Origin of the sequence: Lysobacter sp. M2-1 (assembly GCF_022662495.1) — a bacterium.
Taxonomy (GTDB): Bacteria; Pseudomonadota; Gammaproteobacteria; order Xanthomonadales; family Xanthomonadaceae; genus JAKPBU01.
In genome coordinates this window covers 383712-399261 of record NZ_JAKPBU010000011.1, presented here as the reverse complement: position 1 = coordinate 399261, position 15550 = coordinate 383712, and the positions used below count along the sequence as shown (strand labels likewise).

The window sequence follows — 15550 nt, the reverse complement described above, 5'->3', positions numbered from 1 at the left end:
GTCATCTCTCCGTCGAACATCAACGCAACAGGATCAGGGTCGCCAGGCCAAGGAAGCTCAGGAAGCCGACCACGTCGGTCACCGTAGTCAGGACCACGCCCCCGGCGAGGGCCGGGTCGATGTCCATGCGCTTTAGGGTAAGCGGTACCAGCACGCCGGCCAGCGCGGCTACGGCCAGGTTGATCACCATCGCCGCGGCGATCACCATCCCGAGCGGGGCGTCCTGGAACCACAGCGCGGCAACGATGCCGACCACCACCGCCCAGACCACGCCGTTGAGCAGGCCGACCAGCACTTCCTTGCGCAGGATCGGACGCAGGTTGCCGCGCGCCACCTGGCCCAGGGCCAGGCCGCGCACCATCAGGGTCAGCGTCTGGGTGCCGGCCACGCCGCCCATGCTGGCCACGATCGGCATCAGTACCGCCAGCGCCACGATCCGCTCGAGAGTGCCCTCGAACCGGCCGATCACCCACGAGGCCAGGAACGCCGTCGCCAGGTTGATGCCCAGCCAGATCGCGCGTCGCTTGGCCGCGCGCGGCACCGGGCTGAACAGGTCCTCGTCCTCGTTCAGGCCGGCCGCGCCCAGCGCCTGGTGTTCGGCCTGTTCGCGGATGATGTCGACCACGTCGTCGATGGTGATGCGGCCGAGCAGCACATTGCCTTCGTCCACCACCGGCGCCGAGACCCAGTCGTTGTCGGAGAATTCGCGGGCGACGTTCTCGTTGGATTCGTCGACATGGATCGACTCGAGTTCCTCGTCGATCAGCTTGTTGATCGGCGTGCTCGGGTCGCTCGTCACCAGGTCCTGGATCGCCACCCAGCCCATCAGCTGGTGACGGCGGTTGACCACGTACAGGTGGTCGGTGTGCTCGGGCAGCTCGCCGCGCAGGCGCAGGTAGCGCAGCACCACGTCGACGGTGGTGTCGGCGCGCACCGTGACCACGTCGGGGTTCATCAGGCGGCCGGCGGTGTCCTCGTCGTAGGACAACACCTGTTCCAGGCGCTCGCGGTTCTCGCGGTCCATCGACTTGAGGACTTCGTCGATGACCGTATCGGGCAGATCCTCGACCAGGTCGGCGAGATCGTCGATGTCGAGGTCCTCGACCGCGGCGACCAGCTCGTCGGGGTCCATGTCCGCGATCAGGCTTTCGCGCACCTCGTCGCCGACGTGGACCAGGACCTCGCCGTCGTCCTCCGGATCGACCAGTCCCCACACGATCTCGCGTTTGCCCGGCGGCAGCGATTCGAGCAGGTTGCCGATCTCTGCGGGAGACAGCGTGTTGACGTGCCGCCGCACGGGTCCAAGACGCCCGCTGTCCAGCGCGTCGGAAAGCAGACGCAGCTGGCGCGCGGTCTTGTCGTGGCGGACGGCTTCGGCCATGGAGGGCTTCCAGGATTCAAAGAAGCATGGTCGCGTCGCAACGACAGAGGGCGCGACAGGGTCAGGCGTTCATGCGCGCATTATCGCCCCTGCTGCGCGGAATGCCCACCCTGCATGGCGGATCGTGCGAGCTCGACCACGCCTCGTGCCGATGGGGCAGACAGCAAGGGTCGTGGTGAGCGGGTCGCGCCCGGCCCGCGGCGCGCTAGACCAGAGGCATTGCCGGACCGTTGGACTTCAGCCACTTTTCGATCGCGTCCCGGTTGCGTGCGCGCAGCAACGGGGCTACCCGCGCGCGAAGCGCGGAGTGATCGCAGGCGCGGATGGCGCGTCGCACCTCCAGCAGTGTTGCCGGATGCAGGCTCAGTTCGTCCAGGCCCAGCGCCAGCAGGATGGGCACGAGCGTCGCGTCGCCTGCCATCTCGCCGCACACTGCCGCTGGTTTGCCGCGTCGCCGCGCGGTGCGGATCACGTCGTGCAGCAGGCGCAGCATGGCCGGATGCAACGGCGTGTACAGCGCGCCCAGTGCTTCGTTGTTGCGGTCGGCCGCCAGCAGGTACTGCACCAGGTCGTTGGTGCCGATGGAAATGAAGTCGATGTCGCCGATGAAGCCCGACAGCGCGATCGCCGCGGCGGGCACCTCGATCATCGCCCCCAGCGGGATGGACTCGGCGATCTCGTGCCCCTGGCTGCGCAGGTCGCGGGTCACGCGCTTGAGCAGGGCGCGGACCGCGAGGATTTCCTCGCGCGTGCTGATCATGGGCAGCAGGATCCGCACCGGACCGTAGCCGGACGCGCGGACCATGGCGCGCAGCTGGGTTTCGAACAGGTCCGCCCGCGACAGCGACAGACGCACGCCTCTCAGGCCGAGCGCGGGATTGGGTTCGTCCCGCAGCGCCAGGCCGGTACCGTCCGCCTTGTCGGCACCCAGATCCAGCGTGCGGATGGTGACGGTGCGACCGGTCATGCCCAGCACCAGGTCGCGATAGGCACGGAATTGCTCTTCCTCGTCGGGCAGCTCGTTGCGTTTGAGGAACAGGAATTCGGTACGGTATAGACCCACCCCGGCCGACCCCAACGCGTGCGCCTCGGCCACGTCGACCAGGGATTCGGCATTGGCATACAGCTTGATGTCGACGCCATCGAGGGTGCGCGAGGGTTCGCGTCGCAGGCGGTTGAGCTGGCGACGCTCGCGTGCCTGCTCCTTCAGCCGTGCGCGGTGCGCGCGCAGGTCGGCAGGCCCGGGTTCGCGCACGATCAGGCCGCTGCCGCCGTCCACTGCCAGGACATCGCCGTCGTTGATCTTCAGCAGCGCATCGGCCGCACCGACGATCAGCGGCAGGTGCAGGCTGCGCGCCAGGATCGCGCTGTGCGAGAGCGCGCTGCCGGCGGCGGTGACCACGGCCATGACCCCCTGCGACTGCAGGTGCGCCAGTTCCGCCGGCGCCACGTCGTTGACGATCAGGATCTCGCCGGCGACGCCCTGAAGTTCGGCGTCGTGGCTGTGCAAGGCGGCATGGATACGGCCGATGACCTGGTCGATGTCGTCGATCCGGCTGCGCAGATAGGCATCGTCCATGCCTTCGAATACGGCGGCGATGCGGTCGCGCTGCAGGCGCAGGGCATAGTCGGCCGAGTAGCGGCCCTTCCTGATCAGCTCGTCCAGGCCCTGGAGGAGCTCGGGATCGTCGAGGAGCAGGGCGTGCAGATCGAGGAATTCGCCGACTTCGTGTGCCAGCGCGCCGTGCAGGCGGTCGCGCAGCGAGCGCATTTCGCCGCGCACGTCGGCGATCGCCGCATGCAGGCGCGCGATCTCGGCGTCGACGTCGTCGATGAGCTCTTCGGCGACGTCGAGCGCATGCGGCTGGCGCACGCGCGCGCGGCCCAGCGCCGCCCCGCGCGAGGCCCCATGTCCCTGCAGCTCGAGCCTCATCAGCCGTCCTCGTCGAAGCGGCGGTCGAACAGCGCGGCGACCGCTGCTGCGGCAGCGGCTTCGTCCTCGCCGTCCACCCGCAGCAGCACCGGGGTCCCGGCCCCGGCGGCCAGCAGCATCACCCCCATGATGCTCTTGGCGTTGACCTCGCGTCCCTTGGCCGAGAGCGTGGCATTGCACCGGAACGACGACAGCGCTTGCACCAGTTTGGCGGTCGCGCGTGCATGCAGCCCCAGGCGGTTGCTCACGATGAACTCGCGTTCAAGCATCGTTGCGGCCCCTAGGCGTCGCCATGGATGACTCCGTTGCGCGCGCCGGCCGCGGCCACTGCAGGCAATTCTTCCAGGCCGAGTTCGGCGTAGTTCATCACCCGCAGCAGCATCGGCAGGTTCACGGCCGACACGCGCCGTACGGGCGTGCCGATGCGGGCGAGTTTCGCCGCCAGGTTGCTGGGCGAGGCGCCGTACAGATCGGTGAGCACCAGCACGCCGTCGCCGCTGTCGACGCGGCGCAGCGCGCTGCTGGCCTGGGGTAGCAACAGGTCGGGGTCGGCATCGAACGGCAGCTCGAACGCCTCGGTCTTCAGCGGCAATTGCCGCAACAGGCGCGTGGCCACCGCCAGCAGTGCGGTGCCGAGCCCTTCGTGGGTCAGGAGGAGAACGCCAACGGCCATGCCAGCAACTTAGCAGAGCCGGGTGACGCCCCGGAAGCGTCCAAAGAAAAACGCTGCGGACCGTGGTGCGGTCCGCAGCGCGGGGTGCGACATGGCGCCTGCCCGCACGATGCAGGCAGGGACGCCTGCGTGGCTTACTGGCTCGGAGGCGTGCTGGGGTTGGCCTCGGGACTCTCGGGCGGCGTTTCCGGCTCGCCGGTAGCGTCGGCCGGGGGCGGCATCGGTGCTTCGTTGCTGGTGCCAGGATCGGTGCCGTCGCTGGGAGGTGGTGTCGTGGTGTCGCTGGGAGGGGCGGTTTCCGGCGGCGGGGCGGTATCGGCCGGCGCGGCCTCCGGTTCCATCGTTTCCGGCGCCGGGGCGGCATCGTCGGCCGGCTTGTTGCAGCCGGCGAGTGCGAGCAACGCCAGCAGCGGCAGGGCCAGCCGAAGGCCGGTGGATCCACTCATGTTCATGCGAAAACTCTCCTTTGTTGCGATGACAACCGGGCGGTTGATCCAACAGGAGACTAAGCGCGCGGATGGAAAGCGAACGCTATCGCAACAGAAAAATTGCGTAAGTTGCGCGTGCCCTGTGTCGCAGGTGCGGCCCGGGGTTCGCCGGGGCGACGTGTTGCGTCAATCGAGTTCGCGGTGATGCACGGCTACTTCGGGCCAGCCGCGCGTGCGCGCGAATTCCGCCAGCTTTTCGGCCAGATACACCGAACGGTGGCGTCCGCCGGTGCAACCGAAGGCGATGGTGGCGTAGCTCCGGGTGCTCGATTTGAGCTTGGGCAGCCACGCATCGAGGAAATCGGAGACGTGTTGCACATACTCGGCGACATCCTCCTGGGCGTCGAGGAAATCGCGCACGTCGGCATCGCGACCCGATAGCGGACGCAGCTGCGGATCCCAGTGCGGGTTGGGCAGGACCCGGGCGTCGAACACGAAGTCGGCATCGGCCGGCACGCCGCGCCGGTAGGCGAAGGATTCGAACAGCAGCGACAGGGTGCTGTCGTCGACCAGGCCGAATCCGGTGATCACTTCACGCCGCAGCTGGTGCACGTTGAGCGCGCTGGTGTCGATGACCACGTCGGCGATCGCGCGCAGCGACTTGAGCACCTTGCGCTCGAGCGAGATCGCGTCGGCCAGCGCCAATCCCAGGTGACTGAGCGGGTGGCGCCGACGCGTGTCGGCATAACGCTTGAGCAGCACGTCGTCGTTGGTGTCGAAGAACACCAGCCGCGGATCCAGGCCCAGTGCACCGACTCTGGCGAGCGACTTCGGCAGGTTGGCCAGGTCCCCGCGGCTGCGCACGTCGATGCCCACCGCCAGCTTCTGCGAAGCCCGGTCCGGATGGGTCGCAGTGCGGATGAAGTCGGGCAGCAGTTCCGCCGGCAGGTTGTCGACGCAGTAGAAGTCCAGGTCCTCGAGGGTGTTGAGCGCGACCGTCTTGCCCGACCCGGACATGCCGCTGACCACGACCAGGGTCGAAGTGCCGTTGCCGCTCACGTCGAACGTTCCAGGAAATGGCTGTGCCGGGCCATGAAGGCCGCTGCCGGGTCGACGCCCTTCGCGCGCAGGATGTGCATGCGCGTCGCCGCTTCTGTGAGCACCGCCAGGTTGCGGCCGGGCATCACCGGCAGGGTGATCAGGGGCACGTCGAGGTCGAGCACGTGGCGCGTGCCCAGGTCGCCGGTCAGGCGTTCGATCCCGGCGGGCTTGGGCTCCAGGTGCGGCCGGGTGAGGTGCACGATCAGGCGCAGGTACTTGTTCCGTTTCACCGCAGTGTCGCCGAACATCTGGCGGATGTTGAGCACGCCCAGGCCGCGCAGCTCGAGCATGTCCTGCAGCATCTCCGGGCAGGTGCCGTCGAGCACGTCGGGTGCAATCTGGGTGAACTCTGGGGCGTCATCGGCGACCAGGCGGTGTCCGCGGGTCACCAATTCCAGCGCCAGTTCGCTCTTGCCCGAGCCCGATTCGCCGGTGATCAGCACGCCGATCGAATAGATCTCCATGAACACGCCGTGCAGCGTGACCCGCGGCGCGAGGGTGCGTGCCAGGTGGTATTGCAGGTGGTTGAGCAACTCGTGCCCGCGGCGCGGCGAGCGCCACAGCGGGGTATCGGATTCCTCGGCGGCGATGCGCAGGTCTTCGGGACAGGCCTGGTCCTTGCTCACCACCAGTGCGAGTGGCCGGAACTGCATGATCCGTTCGATCGTTTCCCAGCGCTGGCGCGAATCCAGCCCGTCGAGCCAGGCCAGTTCCTCGGTACCCAGGATCTGAACCTTGTTGGGATAGATCGCATTGAGATATCCGGCCAGCGAGGGCCGGCGGGCCACGGTATCGACCGATTCGAGCACTCGCTCCGCACCGCGCAGTCCGGCCAGCCAGCGAAGTCCGAGGCGCTCGCCGAGCTGGTCGAACAGGGTCTGGGCGCTGATGCTCTGGGTCATCACGCTGCGGCGGCAGGCCGCGACAGCAGCAGGGCGCGCAGCGTGTCGGTATCCGGTGCGGCGCGCAGCGCGGCGCGGAACCCGGCATCGGCGAAGCGCTCGGCCAGTTCCGCCAGCCATTGCAGGTGCTGCTGGGTGAAATGCTCGGGCACGGCCATGGCGAAGACGAGGTCCACCGGCTGGTCGTCGCCGGCGGCGAACTCCACCGGGCGACCCAGGCGCAGAAAAGCCGCCCGTACGTCGTCGTAGGCGCCGCTGCGGCCATGCGGAATGGCCACGCCGTGTCCGATCGCGGTACTGCCCAGGCGTTCGCGCTGGCGCAGCGCGTCGGCGATGATCGAAGTGTGGGTCGGCGATGCGTCCGCGAGCAGGCGTGCCGCGGCGTCAAGCACCGTGTCACGGTCTCCAGGCTCGGCCAGCAGGCCGATGCGGTCGGCAGACAGCAGATCGGAAAGCGGCATGCTAGGGACAGGCCCTGACCTGCAGGTCAGCCGAAGTCGCGCGCGACGCCGGCGGCGCGCTGGCGGCTGGTGGTCAACTTTTCCTTGTGCTTCATCAGCAGCCGGTCGAGCTTGTCGGCGAGCAGGTCGATCGCCGCGTACATGTCGATGGCGCTGGCATCGGCGTGCAGGGCCTTGCCGGAAATGCTGATCGTCGCCTCGGCCCGGTGATTCGGCTTGTCCATGGTCAGCAGTGTGCGCACCTCCAAGGGATGCTCGTAGTGTCGGCCCAGCCGCGAAAGCTTGCTTTCGACGTAATCGCGCAGTGCCGGGGTGACTTCGATCTGCTGGCCATGGGTTTCGATGCGCATCGCATTCCTCCTGCGGGTGCCCGGGCCCGGATGGGCGAGGGGCTGTGTCTGAAGCATGGCGCGTCGGCGGACCGGTCGGAGTGAAAAAAACGTTGCGCAGGCTGGGCAACCGGTACTGCGATCACTCCAGGCGAACCCGATCATGCGACGAGGGAATGTTCATGGCTTCGCGGTATTTTGCCACGGTGCGCCGCGCCACCGGCACGCCGGTGGCCTTGAGCGTTTCGGCCAGGCGCGCGTCGGAAAGCGGTTTTCGGGGATTCTCCGCATCGATCAGGCGCCGGATCATGGCCTGGATCGCGGTGCTGGAGGCTTCACCGCCGCCCTCGGTGTCGATGCCCGAGGCGAAGAAGCCACGCAAGGGCAGGGTGCCGCGCGGTGTGCGCACGTATTTGCGCGAGATCGCGCGCGAAACGGTGGATTCGTGCAATCCGACCGCGGCGGCGACTTCGCGCAGGGTGAGCGGGCGCAGCGCCTGGGCGCCGAATTCCAGGAATCCGGATTGCTCGCGCACCAGGCAGCGCACTACCTTGAGCAGGGTCTCGCCGCGGGCTTCGATGTTCTTCAGCAGCCAGCGCGCTTCCTGCAGGTGCCCGCGCAGGTAGGCCGCATGGGTACCGGCGCTGCCGTCGTTGAGCATCTGCTCATAGCCGCGGTGAATCACCGGCCTCGGTCGGTGGTTCGCGGCCAGGGCGACCCGCCATACGCCCTGCTGACGCCAGATCACGCAGTCCGGGGTGATGTAGGTGTCCGGAGGCAAGGCCCCGACCTGGGCGCCCGGGCGGGGGTCGAGCGTGCGCAACAGGTGCAGCGCGGCGGTTGCCGCGTCCGGGCTGCAGTGCAGCTCGCGCGCCAGCGCGTCGATCCCCAGCTTGGGCAGGCGCTCGATCTGCCCGGCAGCGATCCGCAGGGCGAGCTCGCGGCCGATAGTCGCCTCCGGCAAGGCCGCCAGCTGCAGCTGCAGGCATTCCCCCAGATCGCGGGCGCCGACGCCGGCCGGGTCGAGCCGCTGGATCTGGTGCAGCACGACCAGCACCTGGGCCTCGTCCACGGTGAGGTCGGGTGCCAGGCTCTCGGCAATGGCTGCGGGCGTTTCGCGCAGATAGCCGTCGTCGTCTAGCGCGTCGATCAGCGCGGCGCCGATGCGGCGGTCGCGCGGCGACAGATGGGTGAGGTGCAGCTGCCACAGCAGGTGGTCGCGCAGGCTCTCGCTCTCGGCCACCCGTTCGGCGGGATCGCCCTCGCTGTCGTCGCCGTCCATCGCCGGGCCGCGTCGCTCTTCCCAGGGCTCGCCCAGACGGTCCCAGGGCTCGGCCTGGTCCGGAACGCTCTCCACCTCGCGCTCCTGTTCCGGGTGGTCTTCACCACCGACCTGGATTGGCTCGGGTTCGGACCAGTCGAGCAGCGGATTGGACTCGACCGCTTCGGCGATCTCGGCTTCCAGTTCCAGGGTCGACAGCTGCAGCAGGTGGATCGCCTGGCGAAGCTGGGGCGTCAGCACCAGATGCTGGCCCAGCGATGTCTGCAGTCTGGCTTTCATTCGCGTACGACAACGGCCCCAGGGGAGGACGTCGGCCGCGAACCGCTACAGGCGGAACGACTCGCCCAGGTATACGCGCCGCACGTCGGGATTGGCCAGCAACGCGTCCGGAGCTCCCTGCGCGAGCACGCTGCCTTCGCTCAGGATATACGCACGGTCGCAGATGCCAAGGGTTTCGCGCACGTTGTGGTCGGTGATCAGCACCCCGATGCCGCGGGCCTTGAGGTGGCCCACGATCCGCTGGATCTCGCCGACCGAAATCGGGTCGACGCCGGCGAAGGGCTCGTCCAGCAGCATCAACCTGGGCCGCGCCGCCAAGGCGCGCGCGATTTCCACCCGGCGGCGCTCGCCACCGGAGAGGCTGGCGCCGATCTGGTCGGCGACGTGCGCGACCTGGAGTTCGTCCATCAAGCCGGCCAGTTCGCGCTCGGCGCCTGCCTTGTCCAGGTCGCTGCGCAGCTCCAGGACCAGGCGCAGATTGTCGGCCACGCTGAGCTTGCGGAAGACCGAAGGCTCCTGTGGCAGATAGCCGACGCCGAGCTTGGCCCGGCTGTACATCGGGTCGGCGGTGATGTCGCGCCCGTCCAGGGTGATGCTGCCGGCGTCCGCCGGCACCAGGCCAACGATCATGTAGAAGCAGGTGGTCTTGCCGGCGCCATTGGGGCCGAGCAGGCCGACCACTTCGCCGGCGTCCAGGGTCAGGCCGAAATCCTTGACGACCTCGCGCGAGCGGTAGCGTTTGCGCAGGCCCTGCGCGACCAGCATCAGCCCTGTCCCTGCGACTTCGGCTGGATCCGCATCTTGACCCGTCCCGCGCCCTCGCCGCCGCTGTTCACCTGTCCGGTCTTGAGGTTGTAGACCACGCGCTCGCCGCTCATGGTGCCGCGCGGCTGTTCGATGGACACGTTGCCGGTGAACACCACGATTTCGGTCTGCAGGTTGTAGTCGACCTTGCTGGCGCGCGCGGTCATCGGCGTGCCATCGTCCATCTGCTGCTTGAGCACCACCGGCCCCCCGGTGAGCACGGCGCGCTGCGGATTGCCGTTCTTCGACAGCGAGATCTCGGCACGGTCCGAACGGATGTCGAGGCTGCCCTGGCGGATGGTCACGCCTTCGGACAGGATCGTGGGCGAGCGGTCGTCGAGCGTGCCTTCCTGGCGGCCGGCATCGATGTCCATCGGCTGGCTGCGGTCGGAGGTCTTCGCGGCGGCGTCGGTTGCGACCAGCCCGCCCAGGACGGCGACGAGCGCCATCGCCAGAAAATTAGCGGTTCGATCGAACATAGCGGGAACGCACCTGCGAAAGGAGTGTGTAGCGCTTGTCGGCCAGATCGGCTTCCAGGCCACGGCCGCGCAGTATAGAGCCGGGCTGGGTGATGGTCACGGCGCTGGCGGACGTGGCGCGGTTCGCATCCGGGAATACGTTCAGTTGCTCGGTCTTCATGTTGACCGGCCGTGCGTCCCCTTCGGGGCTCCGGGCCTCGACGTTACCGCGCAGGCGGATTTCCTCGCGATTGTCGCTGACCCAGCCGGTCTTCGAGCGCACCTCCCAGTAGCCGCCCTGCTTGTCGGGCAGCAGGAACAGCGGCGTCGTGAGATCCATCGTCTTCGCCCCCGGAGTCTGCTGCAGCAGCGGCGCGCGCAAGGTGAACGATTCCTTGCCCGAGTTGTCGAGCGCGATCAGTTCGAAGTCGTGCAGCACGTAACCCGAGCGTCCGGACGCCGCGTGCGCCTGTTCCTCCACGACGCGATCGCGCCAAAGCGACCAGCCCGACAGCGCCGCGGCGATCAGCAGCACAACGCCCAGGATCATGCGCGGACTCATGCCTGCGCCCCATGTTTCAGGGCGGCGTCGAGCAGGCCGCTGCCCTGCGTGGCCTGTTCGATCAGCGCGTCGACATGCCCCTGCGCCGCCAGGATCAGGTCGCACAGTTCGCGTGCCGCGCCTGCGCCGCCGTGCGCGACGGTGCGCCAATGCACGCGTTCGCGGGTCCACGCATGCGCATTGGCCGGTGCCACCGCCAGCCCGGCGGCCGTGAGCGCGGACAGATCGGCCAGGTCATCGCCCATGAAGGCCACCTGGTCCAGGCCGATGCCCATCGCGCCGGCGATCTCGCGCACCTTGGCCAGCTTGTCGTGGACGAACGTGTGCGAGGCCACACCCAGCTCCTTCGCCCTGAGTTCGGCCACCGGGCTACGACGCGCGGTGATGAACGCCACCGAGATTCCCGCCGACTGCAGCAGCTTCAGGCCCAGTCCGTCGGTCGCATGGAAGGCCTTGAATTCCCGCCCTTCGCCGTCGTAGATCAGGCGCCCGTCGGTCAGGGTGCCGTCCACGTCGAAGCATGCGAGCTTCACCTTCGCAGCGCGGGCGAGGATGTCGGACGGGTAATCGCTGGTGTGGGAATAACGCACGGGATTCTGGATTCTGGATCGATTCGAGGTTGGTTCGGGATCGTGGCGCGACACGCCTGCACAGTGCCGGACAGCTGCAGATCGAAGCAGGGCCAGAATGACAGGAAACCAGGCAACCTGCCTTTACCGAGCATCAATCGCGGAGCAGGGACGCGCCGCAGTCACACCACCCGCGCGCGCAGCAGATCGTGGATGTTGAGCGCGCCCACCACCCGGCGCTGGTCGTCCAGCACCAGCAAGGCGTTGATCTGGTGTGCCTCCATCATCCGCGCGGCTTCGACCGCCAGCGCGTCGGAAGCGATCGTCTTGGGCGCGCGGGTCATGACATCGTCGATGCGGGTCGTGCGCAGGTCCACGCTGCGGTCGTCAAGCGTGCGGCGCAGGTCGCCATCGGTGTACAGACCGAGCAGTCGGCCGTCGGCGTCGACCACCGCGGTCATGCCCAGGCGCTTGCGGCTCATCTCCACCAGCGCATCGCTCAGGCTGGTGTCCGAGGCGACGCGCGGAACCGCGTCGCCGCTATGCATCACGTCGGTGATATGCAGCAGCAGGCGCCGCCCGAGCGCGCCGGCCGGATGCGATCGGGCGAAATCATCGGCGGTGAAGCCGCGCGCCTCCAGCAGCGTCACCGCGAGCGCATCGCCCAGCGCCAGCGATGCGGTGGTGCTGGCGGTCGGGGCCAGGTCCAGCGGGCAGGCCTCGGCAGGCACGCTGACGTCCAGATGCACGTCGGCCTCGCGCGCGAGCGCCGAGGCGGGGCGGCCGGTCATCGCGATCACGCGGTTGCCCTGGCGGCGCAGGACCGGCAGCAGCATCAGCAGCTCGTCGTTTTCGCCCGAGTACGACAGTGCCAGCAGCACGTCGGTATCGGTGACCATACCCAGGTCTCCGTGCCCGGCTTCGCCCGGATGCATGTAAAAGGCCGGGGTGCCGGTAGAGGCCAGGGTCGCCGCGATCTTGCGCGCGATATGGCCCGACTTGCCCATGCCGGTGCAGACCACGCGCCCGCGGCAGGCCAGCAGCAACTCGCAGGCAGCCGAAAACGCCCCGTCGATGCGCGCCGATACGGCCTGCAAGCCCTGGGTTTCGATCTCGAACACGCGGCGCCCGCTGGCGGCGAAATCGAACCCTGGCTCGGGGATCGCTTGCGAGGACATGCGAGGGACGGCTTCCGCTAGACTGAGCTATTCATTTTACGCGCACGAGGCTGCACCCCGTCTTTCACGCGGGTCGTTGCCGGCCGGCGCCACCACCGGATGCCCATGAACGCAGAATCCATCCGCCAATTGATCGAACAGGGGCTGCCCGGGGCCCGGGTCGAGGTCCAGGGGGAGGACGGGGTGCACTTCGAGGCCCGCGTGGTCTGCGCCCAGTTCGCCGGCAAGCTGCCACTGGCGCGCCACCGCATGGTCTACGCCACCCTCGGCGAGCGCATGGGAGGCGAGATCCATGCCCTGGCGCTCAGGACGCTGACACCGGAAGAAGCCGCACAGGCGTCCGGCTGATGCAGAAGATCCTGGTCACAGGCGGCCCGAGCCTCACGGGCGAGGTCCGCATTTCAGGCGCGAAGAACGCGGTCCTGCCGATCCTGTGCGCCACGCTGCTGGCCGATGGGCCGGTGGAGGTGCGCAATGTGCCGAAGCTGCACGACGTGCTGACCACGGCGAAGCTGCTGCAGCAGCTCGGCGCCGGCGTCGAGCGCAGCGAAGGCGCCATGACCATCGATCCGCGCGGCGTCAACAGCCACGTGGCGCCATACGATCTGGTCAAGACGATGCGTGCCTCGGTGCTGGTGCTGGGCCCGCTGCTGGCGCGCTTCGGCGACGCGGAAGTGTCGTTGCCCGGCGGCTGCGCCATCGGCTCGCGCCCGGTCGACCTGCACCTCAAGGGCCTGCAAGCGCTGGGTGCGGACATCAGCGTCGATCACGGCTTCATCAAGGCCAGCGCGAAGCGGCTGCGCGGCGCGCGCCATGTCTTCGAGATGGTCAGCGTCGGCGCCACCGAGAATGTGCTGATGGCCGCGACCCTGGCCGAGGGCACCACCGTGCTCGAGAACGCGGCGATGGAGCCGGAGATCGTCGACCTGGCCGACTGCCTGCGGGCGCTGGGTGCGCGGATCAGCGGTGCCGGCACCCCGCGCATCACCATCGAAGGCGTCGACACGCTGCGTGGAGGAAGCCATGCGGTGGTGGCCGATCGGATCGAAACCGGCACCTTCCTGGTCGCTGCGGCGATGACCGGCGGCCGCGTGGTCGCGCGCAATGCGCGGCCGGACACGCTCGACGCCGTATTGGACAAGCTGCGCGAAGCCGGCGCGGACGTCATGGTCGAAGGCGACAGCATCGCCCTGGACATGCGCGGACGCAGGCCGCGCGCGGTCGACATCGTCACTGCTCCGCACCCGGGGTTTCCCACCGACATGCAGGCGCAGTTCATGGCCATGAACTGCATTGCCGAGGGGACCGGGATCATCCACGAGACGATTTTCGAGAACCGCTTCATGCACGTGCAGGAGCTGCTGCGGTTGGGCGCCGATATCCGGGTCGACGGGCATACCGCAGTGGTGCGCGGCATCGAGCGCCTCAGCGGCGCGCCGGTGATGGCCACCGACCTGCGCGCGTCCGCCTCGCTGATCCTGGCCGGTCTGGCCGCCGACGGCGACACTCTGATCGACCGCATCTACCACCTCGATCGTGGGTACGAGAATATCGAGGCCAAGCTGTCGGGGTTGGGGGCGAAGATCCGGCGGCTGGATTAGCGAATCGCTGATCCGTCGTCCCCGCGGGAGCCCGTGGACGTCTCCGTTGTGGTTTCGAGGCAAAACCATCCATTCGGGCACAGAGCTTTCGCCTGCCGGCGAGTTACTTTTCTTTGCTGGTGCAAAGAAAAGTAACCAAAAGAAAGCACCTTCCTCGTGACGTCAAACCCGCTCATGGGATCTGCGGTGTCGTCGCCATTTTCGCAGCGGACATCCGTGTCCGCTTCGAAAACGGCCGGCATCCATGCCGGCCGCCCTCCGGGTGCCCGGATACGAGTCGCATACGCAGAGTGGGGAACGTCAAGGGCTCGAGCCATCAGCCGCTAGCGCGATCGGTGGGTTGGTGGCATCCGCCTTTGACTTTCTTTCTCCGCCAGTAGCCACCTGCGTCCGGAAACCCCGAAGGGGCGGCGGCCATGGATGGCCGCCGTTTTCGGATCGAGCCATGGATGGCGAGTCCGAAAATTGCTTCGGCATCCGCATTCCTTGAGCGATCTGGATCCATTGAGGTGCTTTCTTTGGTTACTTTCTTTGCACCAGCAAAGAAAGTAACTCGCCGGCAGGCGAAAGCTCTGCTCCTAATGGCATGACATCCAGACACCGAAAGGCAGGGGCAGCGTCCTTGGGTCCCCGCCTACGCGGGGATGACGAGATCAGTGGGCCATTCGCGCTTGCGAGCATTCGCTGCAGAGCGCACCAGGAAAGAAAGTAACCCGCATTCAGGCGAAAGCTCTACGCCCGAAGGGCGCATGGTTTTGGCTTCAGATGCACAAGAGTTACTGCCTTGGGACCTCCGTTAATCGGGCTTGGGAGGACGCGTTCTTCGGATGTTTGCAGCAGCCTCGCCGAGCTTGAGAACGCATCACCGAAACGAAAAAAGCCCGCCATCGGCGGGCTTTTTTGATCTGGTACACGACGCTCAGTTCAGCGACTTGATCTTTAGGTCGATCTGGTCCTTGCCGTCCTTGCGCTGCAGGATGCGCGCCGGCACCGGCAATCCGTCCACCACCCAGGCCAGATACTGCTTGTTGCCGTCGGTATGGGTGACCTTGGTGGCCTCGCGCTGCCTGCCGCCGATCTCGATCGTTTCCTTGCCGCTCACCGTGTAGGTCATGCGCTTGACCCGGCCGTCGTCGACCATGCGGTAGTTCATGGGCTTGCCCGCCGCGGCGTCGCGCGCCACCGCCAGGTTCACCAGCATCGCGTCGAGGTCGCCGTCCTGCAGCTTCACCGGCCCGGCGCGCTCGGCCTTGACGTCGCCGCTCCAGCGCGCCTCGCCCTTGGCCCAGTCGTAGCTGGCGGTCTTGTTCGACTTCTTGATCAGCAGCAGCGATGAGTCGGTTCCCGAGAGCGGCCGGAACTCACCGCCCTTGTCTTCGAATGTGGTGCTCTGGACGAGCTGGGCCACGTTGCTGCGGATGCTCATGGTGTATTTCCAGCGGTTGCTGCCCGCAGGTTCGATCCGCATCTGCCCGGCGCCCTGCAGGCCCATGTAGCTGGCGGTGTAGTCGGCCGTGAAGGGCTTGACCGCAAGCGCCGACGCACTTGCGGTCAGGGCCAGTAGGGCTGCGCCGATCAGCAGGGGAGTGGATTTCTTCAGGTCCATGGG

18 protein-coding genes are annotated in these 15550 nt (G+C 67.7%); 2 read left to right on the top strand and 16 right to left on the bottom strand.

Annotated features, from left to right (window positions below; translation table 11 throughout):
- Positions 1-19: 19 nt before the first annotated feature.
- The 15 genes from mgtE to MC375_RS17035 all read right to left on the bottom strand — a co-directional run bounded on the left by mgtE (position 20) and on the right by MC375_RS17035 (position 12340).
- Positions 20-1381 carry a magnesium transporter gene (mgtE, locus tag MC375_RS17105; protein ID WP_242104613.1) on the bottom strand — a complete coding sequence of 454 codons (1362 nt, stop codon included), beginning with the start codon at positions 1379-1381 and terminating at the stop codon, positions 20-22.
- A gap of 205 nt (positions 1382-1586) precedes the next feature.
- A complete protein-coding gene (ptsP, locus tag MC375_RS17100; protein WP_242104612.1) occupies positions 1587-3314 on the bottom strand; it encodes a phosphoenolpyruvate--protein phosphotransferase in 1728 nt (575 codons plus the stop codon).
- Positions 3314-3583 (bottom strand): HPr family phosphocarrier protein, encoded by a 270-nt coding sequence (locus tag MC375_RS17095; protein WP_242104611.1) that lies wholly within the window; start codon positions 3581-3583, stop codon positions 3314-3316. Before MC375_RS17095 ends, ptsP begins: the two co-directional genes overlap by 1 nt.
- An 11-nt stretch (positions 3584-3594) precedes the next feature.
- The gene (locus MC375_RS17090) at positions 3595-3987 is read right to left on the bottom strand and encodes a PTS sugar transporter subunit IIA (RefSeq protein ID WP_242104610.1); all 393 of its coding nucleotides are present in this window, start codon (positions 3985-3987) and stop codon (positions 3595-3597) included.
- Positions 3988-4121: 134 nt separating this feature from the next.
- Positions 4122-4439, bottom strand: coding sequence for a hypothetical protein (locus MC375_RS17085; RefSeq protein WP_242104609.1), 318 nt, complete (start codon positions 4437-4439; stop codon positions 4122-4124).
- A 162-nt stretch (positions 4440-4601) separates the two neighbouring features.
- Positions 4602-5474, bottom strand: a complete 873-nt coding sequence (gene rapZ / locus MC375_RS17080) for an RNase adapter RapZ (RefSeq protein WP_345779297.1) — start codon at positions 5472-5474, stop codon at positions 4602-4604.
- Positions 5471-6418: an HPr(Ser) kinase/phosphatase gene (hprK, locus tag MC375_RS17075; RefSeq protein WP_242104608.1), complete on the bottom strand. Its 948-nt coding sequence runs from the start codon at positions 6416-6418 to the stop codon at positions 5471-5473. Before hprK ends, rapZ begins: the two co-directional genes overlap by 4 nt.
- The gene (locus MC375_RS17070) at positions 6418-6879 is read right to left on the bottom strand and encodes a PTS sugar transporter subunit IIA (protein ID WP_242104607.1); all 462 of its coding nucleotides are present in this window, start codon (positions 6877-6879) and stop codon (positions 6418-6420) included. The genes hprK and MC375_RS17070 overlap by 1 nt, the downstream gene beginning before the upstream one ends.
- A 26-nt stretch (positions 6880-6905) precedes the next feature.
- On the bottom strand, positions 6906-7229 hold the full coding sequence (gene raiA / locus MC375_RS17065) for a ribosome-associated translation inhibitor RaiA (RefSeq protein WP_242104606.1): 324 nt from the start codon (positions 7227-7229) through the stop codon (positions 6906-6908).
- A 121-nt stretch (positions 7230-7350) separates the two neighbouring features.
- Positions 7351-8769 carry an RNA polymerase factor sigma-54 gene (locus MC375_RS17060; RefSeq protein ID WP_242104605.1) on the bottom strand — a complete coding sequence of 473 codons (1419 nt, stop codon included), beginning with the start codon at positions 8767-8769 and terminating at the stop codon, positions 7351-7353.
- A 45-nt stretch (positions 8770-8814) separates the two neighbouring features.
- Positions 8815-9534 (bottom strand): LPS export ABC transporter ATP-binding protein, encoded by a 720-nt coding sequence (lptB, locus tag MC375_RS17055; RefSeq protein WP_242104604.1) that lies wholly within the window; start codon positions 9532-9534, stop codon positions 8815-8817.
- Entirely contained in the window at positions 9534-10022 is a 489-nt protein-coding gene (lptA, locus tag MC375_RS17050; RefSeq protein WP_242104603.1) for a lipopolysaccharide transport periplasmic protein LptA, read from the bottom strand. Before lptA ends, lptB begins: the two co-directional genes overlap by 1 nt.
- Positions 10023-10032: 10 nt before the next feature.
- Entirely contained in the window at positions 10033-10581 is a 549-nt protein-coding gene (gene lptC, locus MC375_RS17045; RefSeq protein ID WP_242104602.1) for an LPS export ABC transporter periplasmic protein LptC, read from the bottom strand.
- An 8-nt stretch (positions 10582-10589) separates the two neighbouring features.
- On the bottom strand, positions 10590-11183 hold the full coding sequence (locus tag MC375_RS17040) for an HAD hydrolase family protein (protein WP_242104601.1): 594 nt from the start codon (positions 11181-11183) through the stop codon (positions 10590-10592).
- Positions 11184-11344: 161 nt separating this feature from the next.
- Positions 11345-12340, bottom strand: coding sequence for a KpsF/GutQ family sugar-phosphate isomerase (locus MC375_RS17035; protein WP_242104600.1), 996 nt, complete (start codon positions 12338-12340; stop codon positions 11345-11347).
- A 105-nt stretch (positions 12341-12445) separates the two neighbouring features.
- On the opposite strand from MC375_RS17035, the gene MC375_RS17030 reads away from it, so the two are divergent.
- Together MC375_RS17030 and murA are read left to right on the top strand one after the other, a co-directional pair.
- A complete protein-coding gene (locus tag MC375_RS17030) occupies positions 12446-12688 on the top strand; it encodes a BolA/IbaG family iron-sulfur metabolism protein (RefSeq protein WP_242104599.1) in 243 nt (80 codons plus the stop codon).
- Positions 12688-13941 carry a UDP-N-acetylglucosamine 1-carboxyvinyltransferase gene (gene murA, locus MC375_RS17025; protein WP_242104598.1) on the top strand — a complete coding sequence of 418 codons (1254 nt, stop codon included), beginning with the start codon at positions 12688-12690 and terminating at the stop codon, positions 13939-13941. The genes MC375_RS17030 and murA overlap by 1 nt, the downstream gene beginning before the upstream one ends.
- Positions 13942-14860: 919 nt before the next feature.
- Here the strand turns inward: murA and MC375_RS17020 are convergent.
- Positions 14861-15547 (bottom strand): DUF3108 domain-containing protein, encoded by a 687-nt coding sequence (locus MC375_RS17020; RefSeq protein WP_242104597.1) that lies wholly within the window; start codon positions 15545-15547, stop codon positions 14861-14863.
- Positions 15548-15550: the final 3 nt, after the last annotated feature.

What these genes read in the sequence shown, in the direction of transcription:
- mgtE (WP_242104613.1), bottom strand. Translation starts at nt 1,381, where the DNA reads ATGGCCGAAGCCGTCCGCCACGACAAGACCGCGCGCCAGCTGCGTCTG.
- ptsP (WP_242104612.1), bottom strand. Translation starts at nt 3,314, where the DNA reads ATGAGGCTCGAGCTGCAGGGACATGGGGCCTCGCGCGGGGCGGCGCTG.
- MC375_RS17095 (WP_242104611.1), bottom strand. Translation starts at nt 3,583, where the DNA reads ATGCTTGAACGCGAGTTCATCGTGAGCAACCGCCTGGGGCTGCATGCA.
- MC375_RS17090 (WP_242104610.1), bottom strand. Translation starts at nt 3,987, where the DNA reads ATGGCCGTTGGCGTTCTCCTCCTGACCCACGAAGGGCTCGGCACCGCA.
- MC375_RS17085 (WP_242104609.1), bottom strand. Translation starts at nt 4,439, where the DNA reads ATGAACATGAGTGGATCCACCGGCCTTCGGCTGGCCCTGCCGCTGCTG.
- hprK (WP_242104608.1), bottom strand. Translation starts at nt 6,418, where the DNA reads ATGACCCAGAGCATCAGCGCCCAGACCCTGTTCGACCAGCTCGGCGAG.
- MC375_RS17070 (WP_242104607.1), bottom strand. Translation starts at nt 6,879, where the DNA reads ATGCCGCTTTCCGATCTGCTGTCTGCCGACCGCATCGGCCTGCTGGCC.
- raiA (WP_242104606.1), bottom strand. Translation starts at nt 7,229, where the DNA reads ATGCGCATCGAAACCCATGGCCAGCAGATCGAAGTCACCCCGGCACTG.
- MC375_RS17060 (WP_242104605.1), bottom strand. Translation starts at nt 8,769, where the DNA reads ATGAAAGCCAGACTGCAGACATCGCTGGGCCAGCATCTGGTGCTGACG.
- lptB (WP_242104604.1), bottom strand. Translation starts at nt 9,534, where the DNA reads ATGCTGGTCGCGCAGGGCCTGCGCAAACGCTACCGCTCGCGCGAGGTC.
- lptA (WP_242104603.1), bottom strand. Translation starts at nt 10,022, where the DNA reads ATGGCGCTCGTCGCCGTCCTGGGCGGGCTGGTCGCAACCGACGCCGCC.
- lptC (WP_242104602.1), bottom strand. Translation starts at nt 10,581, where the DNA reads ATGATCCTGGGCGTTGTGCTGCTGATCGCCGCGGCGCTGTCGGGCTGG.
- MC375_RS17035 (WP_242104600.1), bottom strand. Translation starts at nt 12,340, where the DNA reads ATGTCCTCGCAAGCGATCCCCGAGCCAGGGTTCGATTTCGCCGCCAGC.
- MC375_RS17030 (WP_242104599.1), top strand. Translation starts at nt 12,446, where the DNA reads ATGAACGCAGAATCCATCCGCCAATTGATCGAACAGGGGCTGCCCGGG.
- murA (WP_242104598.1), top strand. Translation starts at nt 12,688, where the DNA reads ATGCAGAAGATCCTGGTCACAGGCGGCCCGAGCCTCACGGGCGAGGTC.
- MC375_RS17020 (WP_242104597.1), bottom strand. Translation starts at nt 15,547, where the DNA reads ATGGACCTGAAGAAATCCACTCCCCTGCTGATCGGCGCAGCCCTACTG.